15 protein-coding genes and 1 pseudogene are annotated in these 15896 nt (G+C 60.4%); 15 read left to right on the forward strand and 1 reads right to left on the reverse strand.

All coding sequences use genetic code 11. The features are described 5' to 3' along the window. Positions 1-56 precede the first annotated feature (56 nt). The 7 genes from M1B34_RS18385 to ispD all read left to right on the forward strand — a co-directional run bounded on the left by M1B34_RS18385 (position 57) and on the right by ispD (position 7804). On the forward strand, positions 57-1004 hold the full coding sequence (locus tag M1B34_RS18385; RefSeq protein WP_123336678.1) for an acetyl-CoA carboxylase carboxyltransferase subunit alpha: 948 nt from the start codon (positions 57-59) through the stop codon (positions 1002-1004). Between the two features lie 131 nt (positions 1005-1135). Further along, complete coding sequence (gene tilS / locus M1B34_RS18390) at positions 1136-2452, forward strand: tRNA lysidine(34) synthetase TilS (RefSeq protein WP_268265898.1); 1317 nt, start codon at positions 1136-1138, stop codon at positions 2450-2452. Positions 2453-2726: 274 nt separating this feature from the next. After that, positions 2727-4358, forward strand: coding sequence for a CTP synthase (locus M1B34_RS18395; protein WP_268265899.1), 1632 nt, complete (start codon positions 2727-2729; stop codon positions 4356-4358). A gap of 5 nt (positions 4359-4363) precedes the next feature. After that, entirely contained in the window at positions 4364-5209 is an 846-nt protein-coding gene (kdsA, locus tag M1B34_RS18400) for a 3-deoxy-8-phosphooctulonate synthase (RefSeq protein ID WP_123336672.1), read from the forward strand. Positions 5210-5353: 144 nt separating this feature from the next. Further along, positions 5354-6643, forward strand: a complete 1290-nt coding sequence (eno, locus tag M1B34_RS18405) for a phosphopyruvate hydratase (protein WP_123336670.1) — start codon at positions 5354-5356, stop codon at positions 6641-6643. A 172-nt stretch (positions 6644-6815) separates the two neighbouring features. Then, entirely contained in the window at positions 6816-7094 is a 279-nt protein-coding gene (gene ftsB, locus M1B34_RS18410) for a cell division protein FtsB (RefSeq protein WP_011059544.1), read from the forward strand. Further along, positions 7091-7804 carry a 2-C-methyl-D-erythritol 4-phosphate cytidylyltransferase gene (gene ispD, locus M1B34_RS18415; RefSeq protein WP_268265900.1) on the forward strand — a complete coding sequence of 238 codons (714 nt, stop codon included), beginning with the start codon at positions 7091-7093 and terminating at the stop codon, positions 7802-7804. Before ftsB ends, ispD begins: the two co-directional genes overlap by 4 nt. 53 nt (positions 7805-7857) lie before the next feature. Here ispD and M1B34_RS18420 read toward each other — a convergent pair whose 3' ends face one another. Next, positions 7858-8760, reverse strand: coding sequence for a LysR family transcriptional regulator (locus M1B34_RS18420; RefSeq protein WP_268265901.1), 903 nt, complete (start codon positions 8758-8760; stop codon positions 7858-7860). A gap of 108 nt (positions 8761-8868) precedes the next feature. Between M1B34_RS18420 and M1B34_RS18425 the strand changes: the two genes are divergently transcribed. From M1B34_RS18425 to rpoS, 8 genes and pseudogenes are all read left to right on the forward strand, one after another. Further along, on the forward strand, positions 8869-9981 hold the full coding sequence (locus M1B34_RS18425; protein ID WP_268265902.1) for an S-(hydroxymethyl)glutathione dehydrogenase/class III alcohol dehydrogenase: 1113 nt from the start codon (positions 8869-8871) through the stop codon (positions 9979-9981). A gap of 88 nt (positions 9982-10069) precedes the next feature. Next, positions 10070-10914 (forward strand): annotated as a pseudogene (fghA, locus tag M1B34_RS18430) (S-formylglutathione hydrolase). 53 nt (positions 10915-10967) lie between these two features. After that, the gene (ispF, locus tag M1B34_RS18435; protein WP_007907189.1) at positions 10968-11441 is read left to right on the forward strand and encodes a 2-C-methyl-D-erythritol 2,4-cyclodiphosphate synthase; all 474 of its coding nucleotides are present in this window, start codon (positions 10968-10970) and stop codon (positions 11439-11441) included. After that, the gene (gene truD, locus M1B34_RS18440) at positions 11438-12496 is read left to right on the forward strand and encodes a tRNA pseudouridine(13) synthase TruD (protein ID WP_268265903.1); all 1059 of its coding nucleotides are present in this window, start codon (positions 11438-11440) and stop codon (positions 12494-12496) included. The genes ispF and truD overlap by 4 nt, the downstream gene beginning before the upstream one ends. Then, on the forward strand, positions 12484-13233 hold the full coding sequence (gene surE, locus M1B34_RS18445; RefSeq protein WP_123336658.1) for a 5'/3'-nucleotidase SurE: 750 nt from the start codon (positions 12484-12486) through the stop codon (positions 13231-13233). The genes truD and surE overlap by 13 nt, the downstream gene beginning before the upstream one ends. A gap of 41 nt (positions 13234-13274) precedes the next feature. Beyond that, complete coding sequence (locus M1B34_RS18450; protein WP_185039434.1) at positions 13275-13910, forward strand: protein-L-isoaspartate(D-aspartate) O-methyltransferase; 636 nt, start codon at positions 13275-13277, stop codon at positions 13908-13910. 196 nt (positions 13911-14106) lie between these two features. Continuing rightward, positions 14107-14940: a peptidoglycan DD-metalloendopeptidase family protein gene (locus M1B34_RS18455; RefSeq protein WP_123336652.1), complete on the forward strand. Its 834-nt coding sequence runs from the start codon at positions 14107-14109 to the stop codon at positions 14938-14940. Positions 14941-15045: 105 nt separating this feature from the next. Continuing rightward, the coding region (gene rpoS / locus M1B34_RS18460) for an RNA polymerase sigma factor RpoS (protein ID WP_268265904.1) at positions 15046-15896 on the forward strand (851 nt) is incomplete at its 3' end.

Here is a 15896-nt window from a genome sequence, read left to right on the forward strand (position 1 = left end):
GAATAGACAACCGGCCGGCCCAAGCTCTCTTGGACGTCGACCCAAGACGGACGCCTATGAACCCGAATTTTCTTGATTTCGAACAGCCGATCGCCGACCTGCAAGCCAAGATCGAAGAGTTGCGCTTGGTCGGTAATGACAATTCGCTGAATATCGGCGATGAGATCTCCCGCCTGCAGGACAAGAGCAGCACGCTCACCGCGGACATCTTCGGCAAGCTGACCAGCTGGCAGATTGCTCGTCTGGCGCGTCATCCGCGTCGTCCGTACACCCTGGACTACATCGAGCACATCTTCACCGAGTTCGACGAGTTGCACGGCGACCGTCACTTCTCGGATGACGCCGCGATTGTCGGCGGTGTCGCTCGTCTGGACGACCAGCCAGTGATGATCATCGGCCACCAGAAAGGCCGTGAAGTGCGCGAGAAGGTTCGCCGCAACTTCGGCATGCCGCGTCCCGAGGGCTACCGCAAGGCGTGCCGTCTGATGGAAATGGCTGAACGTTTCAAAATGCCGATCCTGACCTTTATCGACACGCCGGGCGCTTACCCGGGCATCGACGCTGAAGAGCGCAACCAGAGCGAAGCCATTGCCTGGAACCTGCGGGTCATGGCACGCCTGAAGACCCCTATCATCGCCACCGTGATCGGTGAAGGTGGTTCCGGTGGTGCGCTGGCCATTGGCGTCTGCGACCAACTGAACATGCTGCAGTACTCGACTTACGCGGTGATCTCCCCTGAGGGCTGTGCGTCGATCCTGTGGAAAACCGCCGAGAAGGCACCGGATGCCGCCGAGGCCATGGGCATCACCGCCGAGCGTCTGAAAGGCCTGGGTATCGTCGATAAAGTCATCGGCGAGCCTTTGGGCGGTGCGCACCGTGACCCGGTCACTGCCGCGGCGTCGATCCGTGCCGAGCTGACCTCGCAATTGGCGATGCTCAAGGGCATGGACACTGACACGCTGTTGGCCCGTCGTTACGATCGCCTGATGAGCTACGGCCTCTGATCGAGCGCCGTTCCCTCTTGTAGGGGCGCGCCGGCTTACGCGGTGATGAGGCGGTCGATTTGATCGAGTGCTTCATGCTACGCGGGCCGGCGTAATGCCGACCGGCCGCTCCTACAGGTCTTGATAGGTTCATGAATTCTCTCTCCGCCACACTGCTGCAAAACCTGGCACCCTGGCGCGACTCCCCCGCGTGGCATATCGCATTCTCTGGCGGTCTTGATTCCACGGTATTGCTCCATCTCTTGGCCGACCTGGCCCGGCATCAATCTCTGCCTCCTCTGAGTGCGCTGCATGTCCATCATGGCTTGCAAGCGGCGGCTGATGCTTGGCCGGCACATTGTCAGGCGGTATGCGATGCCTTGGGCGTGCCATTGCAAGTACTCAAGGTCCAGGTTGAGCCGGGTGCAAGCCTGGAGCGGGCCGCTCGTGAGGCGCGCTATGCGGCCTTCGAAACGCGAGTGGGTGTCGATGAGCTGCTGTTGACCGCCCAGCATCGTGACGATCAGGCGGAAACCCTGCTGTTTCGTCTATTGCGTGGCGCCGGGGTACGTGGGTTGGCGGCAATGCCTGCTGTGCGGCCCCTGGGCGGCGGTCATTTGCTGCGTCCGTTGTTGCAGGCCTCGCGTGCCGATCTTGAGCGCTATGCGCTTGAGCATCAGTTGCACTGGATTGAAGACCCCTCCAACGGCGACCGTCAGTTCTCCCGCAACTACCTGCGCCATGAGGTCTTTCCGCGGCTCATGGAACGCTGGCCGCAAGCCGTCGGGTGCATGGCCCGCAGCGCCTCGCACATGAGCGAGGCGCAAGGGCTGCTTGATGAGTTGGCACAGATGGATCTGGCGGCAGCGCGTGAAGCCGGGGCGTTCGACTGGCTGGCTGTGCCTTCGCTGTTACTGGTCCCCTTGCAGGGGGTGTCTGAGGCGCGCCAGCGCAATGCCTTGAGTCATTGGCTGAGCCCGCTGACGCGATTGCCGGATGCCGAGCACTGGGCGGGCTGGCAGACATTGCGGGACGCCGCGGACGATGCACGGCCGCTCTGGCGCCTGGCCGATGGCGAGCTGCACCGCGCCGGCGGGCGGCTCTGGTGGTTGCACGGGGCCTGGTTGCGTGACCTGCAACCGGCGGCCGATTGGCTTGCCCCGCAATGCCCGTTGCAGTTGCCGGACAACGGCCGCTTGTCGTTCAGCGGGCAGGTGCCGTCGGGGCCGTTGCAGGTGCGTTATCGCCAGGGCGGTGAGGTCATGCACTTGCCTGGGCGTGGGCATCGCGACTTGAAGCGCTTGCTCAACGAGAGCGGCCTGCCGGTGTTCGCCCGTGGCAGATTGCCGCTGCTGTACCGGGACGGGCAACTGCTGGCGGTGGCGAATCTGCCAGGGCTTGTCGCAAACGCCCATGATTGCTGGCAATTGCATTGGCAGCCGCCGAACAGCGATCAAGGTTTGAGCTGAAAGGGGCTTTCCGGTAGACTACGCTCCCTTCTTGATACAACTTCTGTGGATTCGCCTGAATTACAGAAGTTGCCGATTACCAAGCAGTCTTTGCTGGGCGATTCCAAAAAATGTGTAGCGAGCAACGTACCGGTGTTTTCACTTCCGGTCTGTCCCAACGCGGCGGTTTTTTTGAAAGGTGCACTGTGATTAATGCAGGTGATCGGGGGCTTCGGCCTTCCTTCGCTTTCCCCGGCGGCTCGGACCGCTTTAACGCAGACTTCTAGGGTTTTTCATGACGCGCTACATATTCGTCACGGGCGGTGTTGTTTCTTCATTGGGGAAAGGCATTGCCTCGGCTTCATTGGCGGCCATCCTGGAGGCGCGGGGACTTAAGGTCACCATGCTCAAGCTGGACCCGTACATCAACGTCGACCCGGGCACCATGAGCCCGTTCCAGCACGGTGAAGTGTTCGTCACCCATGACGGCGCCGAGACCGACCTGGACCTGGGCCACTACGAGCGGTTCATCCGCACGACCATGACCCAGAACAACAACTTCACCACGGGCCGTGTCTACGAGCACGTGCTGCGCAAAGAGCGCCGCGGTGATTACCTGGGCGCCACCATTCAGGTGATCCCGCACATCACCGACGAAATCAAGCGCCGCATCATCAAGGGCGCCGGTGATGCTGACGTGGCCATGGTCGAGATCGGCGGCACCGTGGGTGACATCGAGTCGCAACCGTTCCTCGAAGCCATCCGTCAATTGCGTTTCGAAGTTGGCGCCAAGCGCGCGATGCTGATGCACTTGACCCTGGTTCCGTACATCGCCACGGCTGGCGAAACCAAGACCAAGCCAACCCAGCATTCGGTCAAGGAACTGCGTTCCATCGGCCTGCAGCCGGACGTGCTGGTGTGCCGTTCCGATCACCCGATCGATATTTCCTCGCGTCGCAAGATCGCCCAGTTCACCAACGTTGAAGAGCGTGCGGTGATTGCCCTGGAAGACGCCGACACCATCTACAAGATCCCGGGCATCCTGCATTCCCAGGGCTTGGACGATTTCGTCGTCGAGCGTTTCGGCCTGCAATGTGCCGGTGCCGATCTGTCCGAATGGGACGCCGTGGTCGACGCCAAGCTCAACCCTGAGCACGAAGTCACCATCGCCATGGTCGGCAAGTACATGGAGCTGCTGGATGCCTACAAGTCGCTGATCGAAGCGATGAGTCACGCCGGCATCAGTAATCGCACCAAGGTCAATCTGCGCTACATCGACTCCGAAGACATCGAGAACCAAGGCACTGCGCTGCTGGAAGGCGTCGACGCGATCCTGGTTCCGGGTGGCTTCGGTCTGCGTGGCGTGGAAGGCAAGATCACTGCCGTGCAATATGCTCGCGAAAACAAGGTGCCGTACCTGGGCATCTGCCTGGGCATGCAAGTGGCGGTCATCGAGTTCGCCCGTAACGTGCTGGGCTGGAAAGACGCCAACTCCACCGAGTTCGACCGCGCCAGCGGCCACCCGGTCGTGGGCCTGATTACCGAGTGGGAAGACGCCACCGGTGCCGTGGAAACCCGTACCGAAGCGTCCGATCTGGGCGGCACCATGCGCCTGGGCGCTCAGGATTGCCTGCTGGAAGCTGGCTCCAAGGTTCACGATTGCTACGCCAAGGACGTGATCGTCGAGCGTCATCGTCACCGTTACGAAGTGAACAACAACCTGCTGCCGCAGTTGATCGAAGCCGGCCTGAAGATCTCCGGTCGCTCCGGTGACGGCGCGTTGGTTGAAGTGGTCGAAGCCCCGGATCATCCATGGTTCGTCGCTTGCCAATTCCACCCTGAGTTCACCTCGACGCCACGTGACGGTCACCCACTGTTCAGCGGCTTCGTCAAAGCAGCATTGGCTCAACACCAGAAGAAGGCCTGAACCTGATGGCGCAGAAGATCATCCGCGTAGGCAACATCGAGATCGCCAACGACAAGCCGATGGTGCTGTTCGGTGGCATGAACGTGCTGGAAAGCCGCGACATGGCGATGCAGGTTTGTGAAGAATACGTACGGGTGACCGAGAAACTCGGCATCCCCTACGTGTTCAAGGCCAGCTTCGACAAGGCCAACCGTTCCTCAGTGACCTCGTATCGTGGTCCCGGCCTGGAAGAGGGCATGCGGATTTTCGAAGACGTGAAGCAAGCCTTTGGCGTGCCGATCATCACCGACGTCCACGAGCCGGCCCAGGCCGCCGTGGTGGCGGAAGTCTGCGACATCATCCAACTGCCGGCCTTCCTGTCCCGGCAGACCGACCTGGTGGTGGCCATGGCCAAGACCGGCGCGGTGATCAACATCAAGAAAGCCCAGTTCCTTGCCCCTCAGGAGATGAAGCACATCCTGAGCAAATGCGAAGAAGCGGGTAACGATCAGTTGATCCTCTGCGAGCGTGGTTCCAGCTTCGGTTACAACAACCTGGTGGTGGACATGCTCGGCTTCGGCATCATGAAGCAGTTCGAATACCCGGTGTTCTTTGACGTGACCCACGCCCTGCAGATGCCGGGCGGTCGCGCCGATTCGGCAGGCGGTCGTCGGGCCCAGGTCACTGACCTGGCCAAGGCCGGCATCAGCCAGTCCCTGGCGGGCCTGTTCCTGGAAGCTCACCCCGATCCGGATAACGCCAAGTGCGATGGTCCTTGCGCCCTGCGCCTGGACAAGCTCGAGCCGTTCCTGGCCCAGCTCAAGCAGTTGGACGAACTGGTCAAGAGCTTCCCGACCATCGAAACCGCATAACCCTGTAGGAGCCGGCTTGCCGGGCGATTGCGCGCTCAAGGGCCCGATCGCCGGCAAGTCGCCCTCTACAAAAAGCAATTTGACCCACAAGTTATAAATCGAGCGGTACTCAGCGTTTTCGTCAACTTTGGAGTGTTTACAACAATGGCAAAAATCGTCGACATCAAAGGTCGTGAAGTTCTCGACTCCCGTGGCAATCCCACCGTCGAAGCGGACGTGCTTCTCGATAACGGCATCATCGGCAGTGCTTGCGCGCCGTCCGGTGCCTCCACCGGCTCGCGTGAAGCGCTCGAGCTGCGTGATGGCGACAAGAGCCGTTACCTGGGTAAAGGCGTACTCAAAGCCGTAGCCAACATCAACGGCCCGATCCGCGACCTGCTGCTGGGCACAGACCCAAGCGACCAGAAAGCGCTGGATCACGCGATGATCAAGCTCGACGGCACTGAAAACAAAGCCACCTTGGGCGCCAACGCCATCCTCGCTGTGTCCCTGGCTGCTGCCAAGGCTGCTGCCCAGGACCAGGACCTGCCGCTGTACGCCCACATTGCCAACCTCAACGGCACGCCGGGTGTGTACTCGATGCCGGTGCCGATGATGAACATCATCAACGGTGGCGAGCACGCTGATAACAACGTCGACATCCAAGAGTTCATGGTCCAGCCGGTGGGCGCCAAGTCGTTCTCGGAAGGCCTGCGCATGGGTACCGAGATTTTCCACCACCTCAAAGCCGTGCTCAAAGCCCGTGGCCTGAACACTGCCGTGGGTGACGAAGGTGGTTTCGCGCCGAACCTGGCGTCCAACGAAGACGCGCTGAAAGTCATCTCCGAAGCCGTGGCCAATGCGGGCTACACCCTGGGCACCGACGTGACCCTGGCTCTGGACTGCGCGGCCAGCGAGTTCTACGAAGACGGCAAGTACAACCTGTCGGGTGAAGGCCAGGTGTTCACCGCTGAAGGTTTCGCCGACTACCTGAAAGGTCTGACCGAGCGTTACCCGATCATCTCCATCGAAGACGGCCTGGACGAGTCCGACTGGGCTGGCTGGAAAATCCTCACCGACAAGATCGGCGAGAAGACCCAGCTGGTGGGCGACGACCTGTTCGTGACCAACACCAAGATCCTGAAAGAAGGCATCGACAAGAAGATCGCCAACTCGATCCTGATCAAGTTCAACCAGATCGGCACCCTTACCGAAACCCTGGAAGCCATCCAGATGGCCAAGGCCGCTGGTTACACCGCAGTGATCTCGCACCGTTCCGGCGAAACCGAAGACTCCACCATTGCCGACCTGGCGGTGGGGACTGCGGCTGGCCAGATCAAGACCGGCTCCCTGTGCCGTTCCGACCGCGTTTCCAAGTACAACCAATTGCTGCGTATCGAAGAGCAATTGAACGGCAAGGCCAAGTACAACGGTCGCAGCGAGTTTCGCGGCTGAGCCTTAGCGGTTAAAAAGACAGCGGATTGTGTCGAAAAAGTCGCAAAAGCGTACTGTTTGCCTCTAATCTGATGCCTTACAAGCACAAGCCTGGTTCTTCCAGGCTTCGTGCTATCAGTCGGTTCGAAGTTGTTGGCATGGCTGTCTTTTTTCACTGGAAACCTGATATTCGATGCGCAGTCCCAATTGGTTGTTCCTGGTCTTGCTCCTGCTGCTGGCTGGCCTGCAGTACCGCCTGTGGGTGGGAAATGGCAGCCTGGCCCAGGTGGCTGACCTGACTCAGCAGATTGCTGACCAGCACGCTGAAAACGAGCGTCTGTTGGAGCGCAACCGCGTACTCGATGCCGAGGTCATGGAGTTGAAAAAGGGCATGGAGACCGTTGAAGAACGGGCTCGCCATGAGTTGGGCATGGTCAAGGAGGGCGAAACCCTCTACCAGTTGGCCCAATGACTGAAGTTCTGCCGGCCTTCTGGGCCGTGATTCCTGCCGCGGGCATTGGTGCCCGTATGGCCGCGGACCGCCCCAAGCAATACCTGCAGCTGGGTGGCCGCACTATTCTCGAACACAGCCTTGGCTGTTTCCTCGATCACCCCGGCCTCAAGGGCCTGGTGGTCAGTCTTGCTGTTGATGATCCTTACTGGCCCAACTTGGCGTGCGCCACTGACCTGCGTATTCATCGTGCGCAGGGGGGGGCGGAGCGCTCGGGCTCGGTGCTCAATGCGTTGCTGCAACTTAATGCCTTGGGCGCCAGTGACGATGATTGGGTCTTGGTGCACGATGCCGCGCGGCCTAACTTGAGCCGTGATGACCTCGACAAACTGCTGGCCGAACTCGCCGACGACCCGGTGGGCGGCCTCCTGGCGGTGCCGGCCCGCGATACCCTCAAGCGCGTCGACAAGCACGGGCGCGTGGTGGAAACCGTCGACCGCAGCCTAATCTGGCAAGCCTATACGCCGCAGATGTTTCGCCTGGGTGCGTTGCATCGCGCCTTGGCCGACAGCCTGGTCGCCGATGCGCTGATCACCGATGAAGCCTCCGCGATGGAATGGTCCGGCCAGGCGCCGCGCCTGATCGAGGGGCGCTCGGACAATATCAAGGTGACTCGGCCGGAAGACCTGGAGTGGCTGCGGTTGCGCTGGTCCAACCGCCGTCCTTTGTAGGGCCTGGTTTTTCGGCAGTGATTTGAGAGCCTTCATCGCCAGCAAGTCGGCTTCTACGGGTTGTGTTCGTACTCGGGCCGTTCGGCCAATCCTTCCTTCAGAAAATCCACCAGTTTCCTGACCTTCGGCGACAAATGTCGCTGCTGTGGATACAGCGCCCACACCGCCGTATTCGGCGGCTGATGCGCCTCCAATAGCGATACCAGTGCGCCGCTGTGCAAATGCTCCAGCACGTAATAGTCCGGCAACTGGCACAAACCGACCCCTTGCAACGCCGCATCCAGCACTGCCTGCCCACTGTTGCAGCGCCAGTTGCCCTGGACCCGCTGGGAAAACTCCCGCCCATCCTGGGCCAGTTGCCAAACGTCCGAGCTGCCAATCAGGCAGTTATGCCGGCTCAGTTCCGACAAGCTATGAGGCCGGCCATACCGAGCCAGGTAGGACGGCGACGCGCACAAGTACATGCGTCGCGGCGCCAGCCGGCTGGCGACCATGCGTGAGTCTTGCAGGCGCCCAAGACGAATCGCCAGGTCCAGGCCTTCGTGCACCAGGTCCAGTTGGCGATTGCTCAGCTCGATATCCACCCGCAGTTGTGGATAGAGCGCCATGAACCGCGTCACCAGCGGCACGATGAAGCGTTCGCCATAGGCCACTGCGCAGGTCATGCGCAACATGCCTTTGGGTTCGCTGGTGAGGTCGCCGACAGCGCGCAAGGCCTCTTCACGACCGTCCTGCAAGCGCTGGCAATGTTGCAAAAACGTTTGCCCGGCCTCGGTCAGGGTGACGCGTCGGGTGCTGCGGTACAGCAGGCGGGTTTGCAGGCGCTCTTCAAGGCGCGCCACTTGCCGGCTGATGTGGGAGGACGACACCCCGAGGCGCTCTGCCGCGGCTGTGAATTGGCTGTATTCGGCCACAGCCACGAACTCATCGATGCCCTCCCAGCGGTTCTCATTCATGTTGATTGTCCCTGTGCCGCAATAATGTTTTGCTTTTGTCTGGATTATTCATCCTGGTGCGCTGTTTTACACTCCCTGTCTCGTTTTTTATTCGCTTGGAGAAACAGGATGATCAAGTCGCGCGCTGCCGTTGCCTTTGAGGCCAAGAAACCTCTGGAAATCGTTGAAGTCGATGTCGCGATGCCCAAGGCTGGCGAGGTCCTGCTGCGGGTCGTCGCTTCCGGCGTTTGTCACACCGATGCCTACACCCTGTCTGGCGCTGACCCGGAAGGCATCTTCCCGTCGATCCTCGGCCACGAAGGTGGTGCCGTGGTCGAAGCCATCGGTGAGGGCGTGACCTCGGTAGCGGTCGGCGATCATGTGATCCCGCTGTACACCCCGGAATGCGGCCAGTGCAAATTCTGCCGCTCGGGCAAAACCAACCTCTGCCAGGCCATTCGTGCCACCCAGGGCAAGGGCCTGATGCCAGACGGCACCACTCGCTTTTCCTACAAAGGTCAGCCAATTTTCCACTACATGGGCACCTCGACTTTTTCCGAGTACACCGTGTTGCCGGAAATCTCGGTGGCCAAGATCCCGCAAGAAGCGCCCCTGGAAAAAGTCTGCCTGCTGGGTTGCGGCGTCACCACCGGCATCGGTGCGGTCATCAACACCGCCAAGGTCAAGCCGGGCGATACCGTGGCCATCTTCGGTCTCGGTGGTATCGGCCTGTCGGCGGTGATTGGTGCGGTCAAAGCCAAGGCTGGCCGGATCATTGCCATCGACATCAACCCGGCCAAGTTCGAAATCGCCAAGCAACTGGGGGCCACCGATTGCGTCAATCCGAAGGACTTCGATCGTCCGATCCAGGACGTGATCGTCGACATGACCGACGGCGGCGTGGACTTCTCTTTTGAATGCATCGGCAACGTGCAACTGATGCGCGCCGCCCTCGAGTGCTGCCACAAAGGCTGGGGCGAGTCGGTGATCATCGGCGTGGCCGGTGCCGGTCAGGAAATCGCTACCCGTCCTTTCCAACTGGTGACCGGTCGCGTCTGGCGCGGTTCGGCGTTCGGCGGTGTGCGCGGTCGTTCCGAGCTGCCGAGCTACGTGGAAATGGCCCAGACCGGCGAGATCCCGCTGGACACCTTCATCACCCACACCATGGGCCTGGAAGACATCAACAAGGCTTTTGACCTGATGCACGAAGGCAAGAGCATCCGTACTGTCATTCATTTCTGAAGCAGCTGTAAGCCACAAGCCACCAGCTGCAAGTGAGCGCGCCTGACTTGCAGCTGGAAGCTTGCAACTTGTAGCTGGGAGCATTCCCATGACCTTGGAAAATATTTCCTGCCAGAAGAGTTTTGGTGGCTGGCACAAACGATACAAACACAGCTCCCGCGTGCTGGGTTGCGACATGGTGTTTGCCGTCTACCTGCCGCCGCAAGCGGAGCAGGGGGTCAAGCTGCCGGTGTTGTACTGGTTGTCTGGCTTGACCTGCACTGATGAGAACTTCATGCACAAGGCGGGCGCATGCGCATGGCGGCCGAGTTGGGCTTGATCATCGTCGCGCCGGATACCAGCCCCCGCGGAGCCGGGGTGCCGGGCGATCCGGACGGCGCCTGGGATTTCGGCCTGGGCGCCGGGTTCTACCTGAACGCGACCCAGGAACCTTGGGCGCAGCATTACCGCATGCATGACTATGTGGTGCAGGAGTTGCCGGCCCTGGTGGAGGCGCATTTCCCGGCTTCGGACAAGCGCGGCATCAGTGGGCACTCCATGGGCGGGCACGGCGCGCTGGTCTGCGCATTGCGCAACCCAGGGCGTTATCAGTCGGTTTCGGCCTTTGCGCCGATCAGCAATCCGATGGATTGCCCTTGGGGGCAGAAAGCCTTCTCCCGCTACCTGGGCGAGGAGCGTTCGCGGTGGCGCGAGTGGGATGCCAGCGTGCTGATTGCTGAGGCCAGCGAGAAGCTGCCGTTGCTGGTGGATCAAGGCGATCGTGATGATTTCCTGGCGGCCCAGCTCAAGCCCGAAGTCCTGCAACAAGCGGCGAAAAACGCCGGTCATCCGCTGACCCTGCGACTGCAGCCAGGCTATGACCACAGCTATTTCTTCATCGTCAGTTTTATTGACGACCACCTGCAGCATCATGCGCAGGCTCTTAGCGCCTAATGTCCGACAAAGCAGGTAGAATCACGCCCTGACTCAATCAGGGCGTTTTTTTTATGCGTATTGGCCACGGCTATGATGTGCACCGTTTCGCTGAGGGCGATTTCATTACCCTGGGCGGGGTGCGTATTGCACACGGTTTCGGGTTGCTCGCTCATTCTGACGGCGACGTGCTGTTGCATGCGCTGAGCGATGCGTTGCTCGGCGCGGCGGCATTGGGCGATATCGGCAAACACTTTCCAGACACCGATCCGCAGTTCAAGGGGGCAGACAGCCGGGTGTTGCTGCGTCACGTCGTCGCGCTGATCCATGCCAAAGGCTGGAAAGTCGGCAATGTCGACAACACCATTGTCGCTCAGGCGCCGAAAATGGCGCCCCATATTGAAAGCATGCGCGCGCTGATCGCTGCGGATCTGCAAGTCGAATTGGATCAAGTGAACGTGAAAGCTACCACCACCGAAAAGCTCGGTTTTGTCGGCCGTGAAGAAGGCATTGCCGTGCATTCCGTTGCCTTGTTGCTACGCGCATGACGGAACTGCAATTGCTGGGCCCGCGTGCCTATGGTCAAGCCCTGGGCAGTGCCGTGCTCAAAGCCACCGCTGAAGATTTCCAGGTCGATGAAGTGCTGGATATTCCCTTGAGTGGCGACGGTGAACACCTGTGGCTCTGGGTGGAGAAACGCGGCCTGAATACCGAGGAAGCAGCCCGGCGTATTGCCAAGGCGGCGGGTGTGCCTCTGCGTACTGTCAGCTACGCGGGGCTCAAGGATCGCCAGGCCCTGACCCGTCAGTGGTTCAGTGTGCAACTGCCAGGCAAGGCCGATCCGGATATGAGCGCGGCCGAAAATGACACCCTGAAAATCCTCAAGCAGACCCGTCACAAGCGCAAATTGCAGCGCGGCGCTCATGCGGCCAACGGCTTCACATTGCGCCTGACCGAACTCAAGGGCGACCAGGCGGGTATCGACGAGCGCTTGAAGACCATCGCCCAGCAGGGCATTCCCAATTACTTCGGTGCCCAGCGTTTCGGCCATAACGGTGGCAACCTGGTGGATGCCCGGGATTGGGCCGCTCGCAAGGCCCTGCCTGAGCAGCGCAATGTGCGTTCGCGCCTGCTTTCCACGGCCCGCAGCTACTTGTTCAACCAGGTGCTGGCGGCGCGTGTGGCGGATGGCAGTTGGCAGCGCGCCCAGGTCGGCGATCTGCTGGCCTTCACCGATAGCCGCAGTTTCTTCCCGGCGGGGGAGGCCGAGTGCAGTGACCCGCGCCTGGCGATTCTCGATCTGCACCCGACCGGTCCGCAGTGGGGCGAAGGTGATTCCCCTGCCAGCGGCGTGACCCAGGCCCTGGAGCAGGACATTGCGGCCCGTGAGACGGATTTGCGGGACTGGTTGATAAAAGCGGGAATGAGCCACGAACGTCGCATCCTGCGGCTGCCCATTGGCGGGTTGACGTGGCATTATCCCGAGCCTGACATTCTGCAATTGGAATTCGTCCTGCCGGCTGGATGCTTCGCCACTGTATTGGTGCGCGAACTCGTCGATCTGGTGCCGGTGGGGCAGACGGACAGCCCATGCGTATTCTGATTTCTAACGACGATGGCGTCACCGCTCCCGGCCTCGCCGCGCTGCATGCTGCGCTGGTGGATTATGCCGAGTGCGTGGTGGTTGCCCCGGATCAAGATAAAAGCGGCGCCAGCAGCTCGCTGACGCTCGACCGTCCGTTGCACGCCCAGACCTTGGGCAACGGTTTTATCAGTATCAACGGTACGCCCACCGACTGCGTGCACCTGGGCCTTAATGGCTTGCTCGAAAGTCCCCCCGACATGGTGGTTTCCGGCATTAACCTGGGCGCCAACCTGGGGGACGACGTGCTGTATTCGGGCACTGTCGCTGCGGCGCTCGAAGGTCGTTTTCTGGATCTGCCGGCCTTCGCGTTTTCGTTCGTATCGCGCCAGCTGGAGAACCTGCCCACGGCGGCCTACTTCGCGCGCAAACTGGTGGCGGCTCACGCCTCGCTGCAGCTGCCGCCGCGTACGGTGTTGAACGTGAACATCCCCAACCTGCCGCTGGACCATATCCGTGGTATCCAGTTGACGCGCCTGGGGCACCGCGCCCGCGCCGCCGCGCCGATGAAAGTCGTCGATCCGCGGGGCAAGGCCGGTTACTGGATTGCCGCAGCCGGTGACGCCGAAGACGGTGGCCCGGGAACGGATTTCCATGCGGTGATGCAGGGGTATGTGTCGGTGACTCCACTGCAACTGGATCGAACCTTCAACGAGGCGTTCAGAACACTCGACGGCTGGCTGGAGGGACTGCGCTGATGGCTCGTGAGCAAGACGATTTGCTGCGACGGGGCATCGGCATGACCTCCCAGCGCACCCGGGAACGCCTTATTCAACGTTTGTACGATGAGGGGCTGTCCAACCCACAGGTCCTGGAAGTCATTCGTCGCACACCGCGTCACCTGTTCGTCGATGAAGCCTTGGCGCATCGTGCCTATGAAGACACGGCGCTGCCCATCGGCCATAACCAGACCATCTCCCAGCCTTATATGGTGGCCCGCATGAGCGAGTTGCTGCTGGAGGCGGGGCCGCTGGACAAGGTGCTGGAGATCGGTACCGGCTCAGGTTACCAGACGGCGGTGTTGTCGCAATTGGTCGAGCGGGTGTTTTCGGTCGAGCGGATCAAGGTCCTGCAAGACCGGGCCAAGGAACGTCTGCAGGAGTTGAACCTGCGTAACGTGGTGTTCCGCTGGGGCGATGGCTGGGAGGGGTGGCCGGCATTGGCGCCTTACAACGGCATCATCGTGACCGCCGTGGCGACCGATGTGCCCCAGGCGTTGCTGGATCAGCTCGCACCGGGTGGTCGCCTGGTGATCCCCGTCGGTGCGGGCGAAGTGCAGCAGTTGATGCTGATCGTTCGTGAGGAGCAAGGTTTTTCACGGCATATTCTGGGGGCCGTGCGTTTCGTGCCATTGCTCAATGGGCCGTTGGCCTGAGCATTTGTTGGCATGGGGTGAATTCTGTTTGATCGCCCGGGTCGAAGGCTGCGGTCTGGTCGAATCGGTCAACCCATCTACCGGCCTGCTTCTTGCGTTTTGCCAGCGGTAAAGCACCGGCAGCCAGTTATACTTGCGACATTTCATGCCTGAGCCAGGCAATCTTTATCGTCAACCACCACAAAGGGAGCGGCGGGTGAGTCTCACAGTCATTGCGCAGCGTATGGGTATCACAAGCTTTCAGCGACTGATGATTGGCCTTGTCTTGAGTTCCTTGTTGGTCGGTTGCTCCAGCACCAAATCCAGCAGTGTGCGAGTCGTCGATCGCAACAGCGCGGTTGCCCAGCGTCCAACCGTGACCACTGGCCAATACGTGGTTCGTCGTGGCGATACCTTGTTTTCGATTGCCTTCCGTTATGGTTGGGACTACAAGGCGCTGGCCGCGCGTAACAACATTCCAGAACCGTTCACCATTCATCCCGGGCAGACGATTCGCTTCGACGGTCGCTCGGGTGCGGCACCGACCACGGTAGTGACCACGTCCCAATCCAGTGCTTCCTCGTCCAGTAAAACCACCGTGACCCGGCGTCCGGTGGGCGTTGCGCCGGCCACGCCGAGCAAATCCACGCCGGCACCTTTGCCGCCGGCAGGCCCGGCCCCAACGGGCTGGGGATGGCCTGCAAACGGCATTCTTATTGGAAAATTCTCTTCAAACGGTAGTTTGAATAAAGGCATTGATATCGCCGGGGATTTGGGACAGCCTGTTTTAGCTGCGTCTGATGGGACGGTGGTTTACGCCGGGAGTGGCTTAAGGGGCTACGGCGAATTAGTCATCATCAAACACAACGAAACCTACGTCAGCGCCTACGGCCACAACCGCAGGCTCCTGGTTCGGGAGGGGCAGCAGGTCAAAGTTGGGCAAACAATTGCGGAGATGGGGTCAACTGGTACAGACCGGGTGAAACTGCACTTTGAGATTCGCCGACAAGGTAAACCTGTAGATCCGTTGCAATTCCTGCCACGTCGTTGATCTGTTACAAGCCTGTTCCGTCGCGTAGAGGGGACAGGTTCCAGCGTTGCCAAGGATAGAGGCGCCGCTTGAGCCTGAGGTCGAACTCACCAAAGGACTATAACAATGGCTCTCAGTAAAGAAGTGCCGGAGTTTGACATCGACGATGAGGTTCTCCTTATGGAGACCAGCATCGATATGGATTCGATGTCGAATAATGAGGGGGCAACTCCACCTTCCGTTCGCGCCAAATCCAAAAGCTCCGCTTCACTCAAGCAACACAAATACATTGATTACACGCGAGCGCTCGACGCGACGCAGTTGTACCTCAATGAAATCGGCTTTTCCCCATTGCTCTCACCCGAGGAAGAAGTTCACTTTGCGCGTTTGTCGCAGAGTGGCGATCCGGCGGGGCGCAAGCGCATGATTGAAAGCAACTTGCGATTGGTGGTGAAAATCGCCCGTCGTTATGTCAATCGTGGGCTCTCGCTGTTGGACCTGATCGAAGAGGGCAACCTCGGCTTGATCCGAGCGGTGGAGAAATTCGATCCGGAACGGGGCTTCCGCTTCTCGACCTACGCCACTTGGTGGATTCGTCAAACCATCGAACGCGCGATCATGAACCAGACCCGGACCATCCGGTTGCCGATTCATGTGGTCAAAGAGCTCAACGTCTACCTTCGGGCCGCCCGCGAGCTGACTCAAAAACTCGATCACGAACCCTCGCCCGAAGAAATCGCCAACCTGCTGGAGAAACCGGTAGGAGAGGTCAAGCGCATGCTCGGCCTGAATGAGCGGGTTTCTTCGGTTGATGTCTCGCTGGGTCCGGATTCGGATAAAACCCTGCTAGACACCCTGACGGACGACCGTCCGACCGATCCATGTGAACTGTTGCAGGATGACGACCTGTCCCAAAGCATCGATCAGTGGCTGTGTGAACTCACCGAAAAGCAGCGCGAAGTAGTCGTGCGACGTTT

Source organism: Pseudomonas morbosilactucae (assembly GCF_023241715.1).
GTDB classification, from domain to species: Bacteria; Pseudomonadota; Gammaproteobacteria; order Pseudomonadales; family Pseudomonadaceae; genus Aquipseudomonas; species Aquipseudomonas morbosilactucae.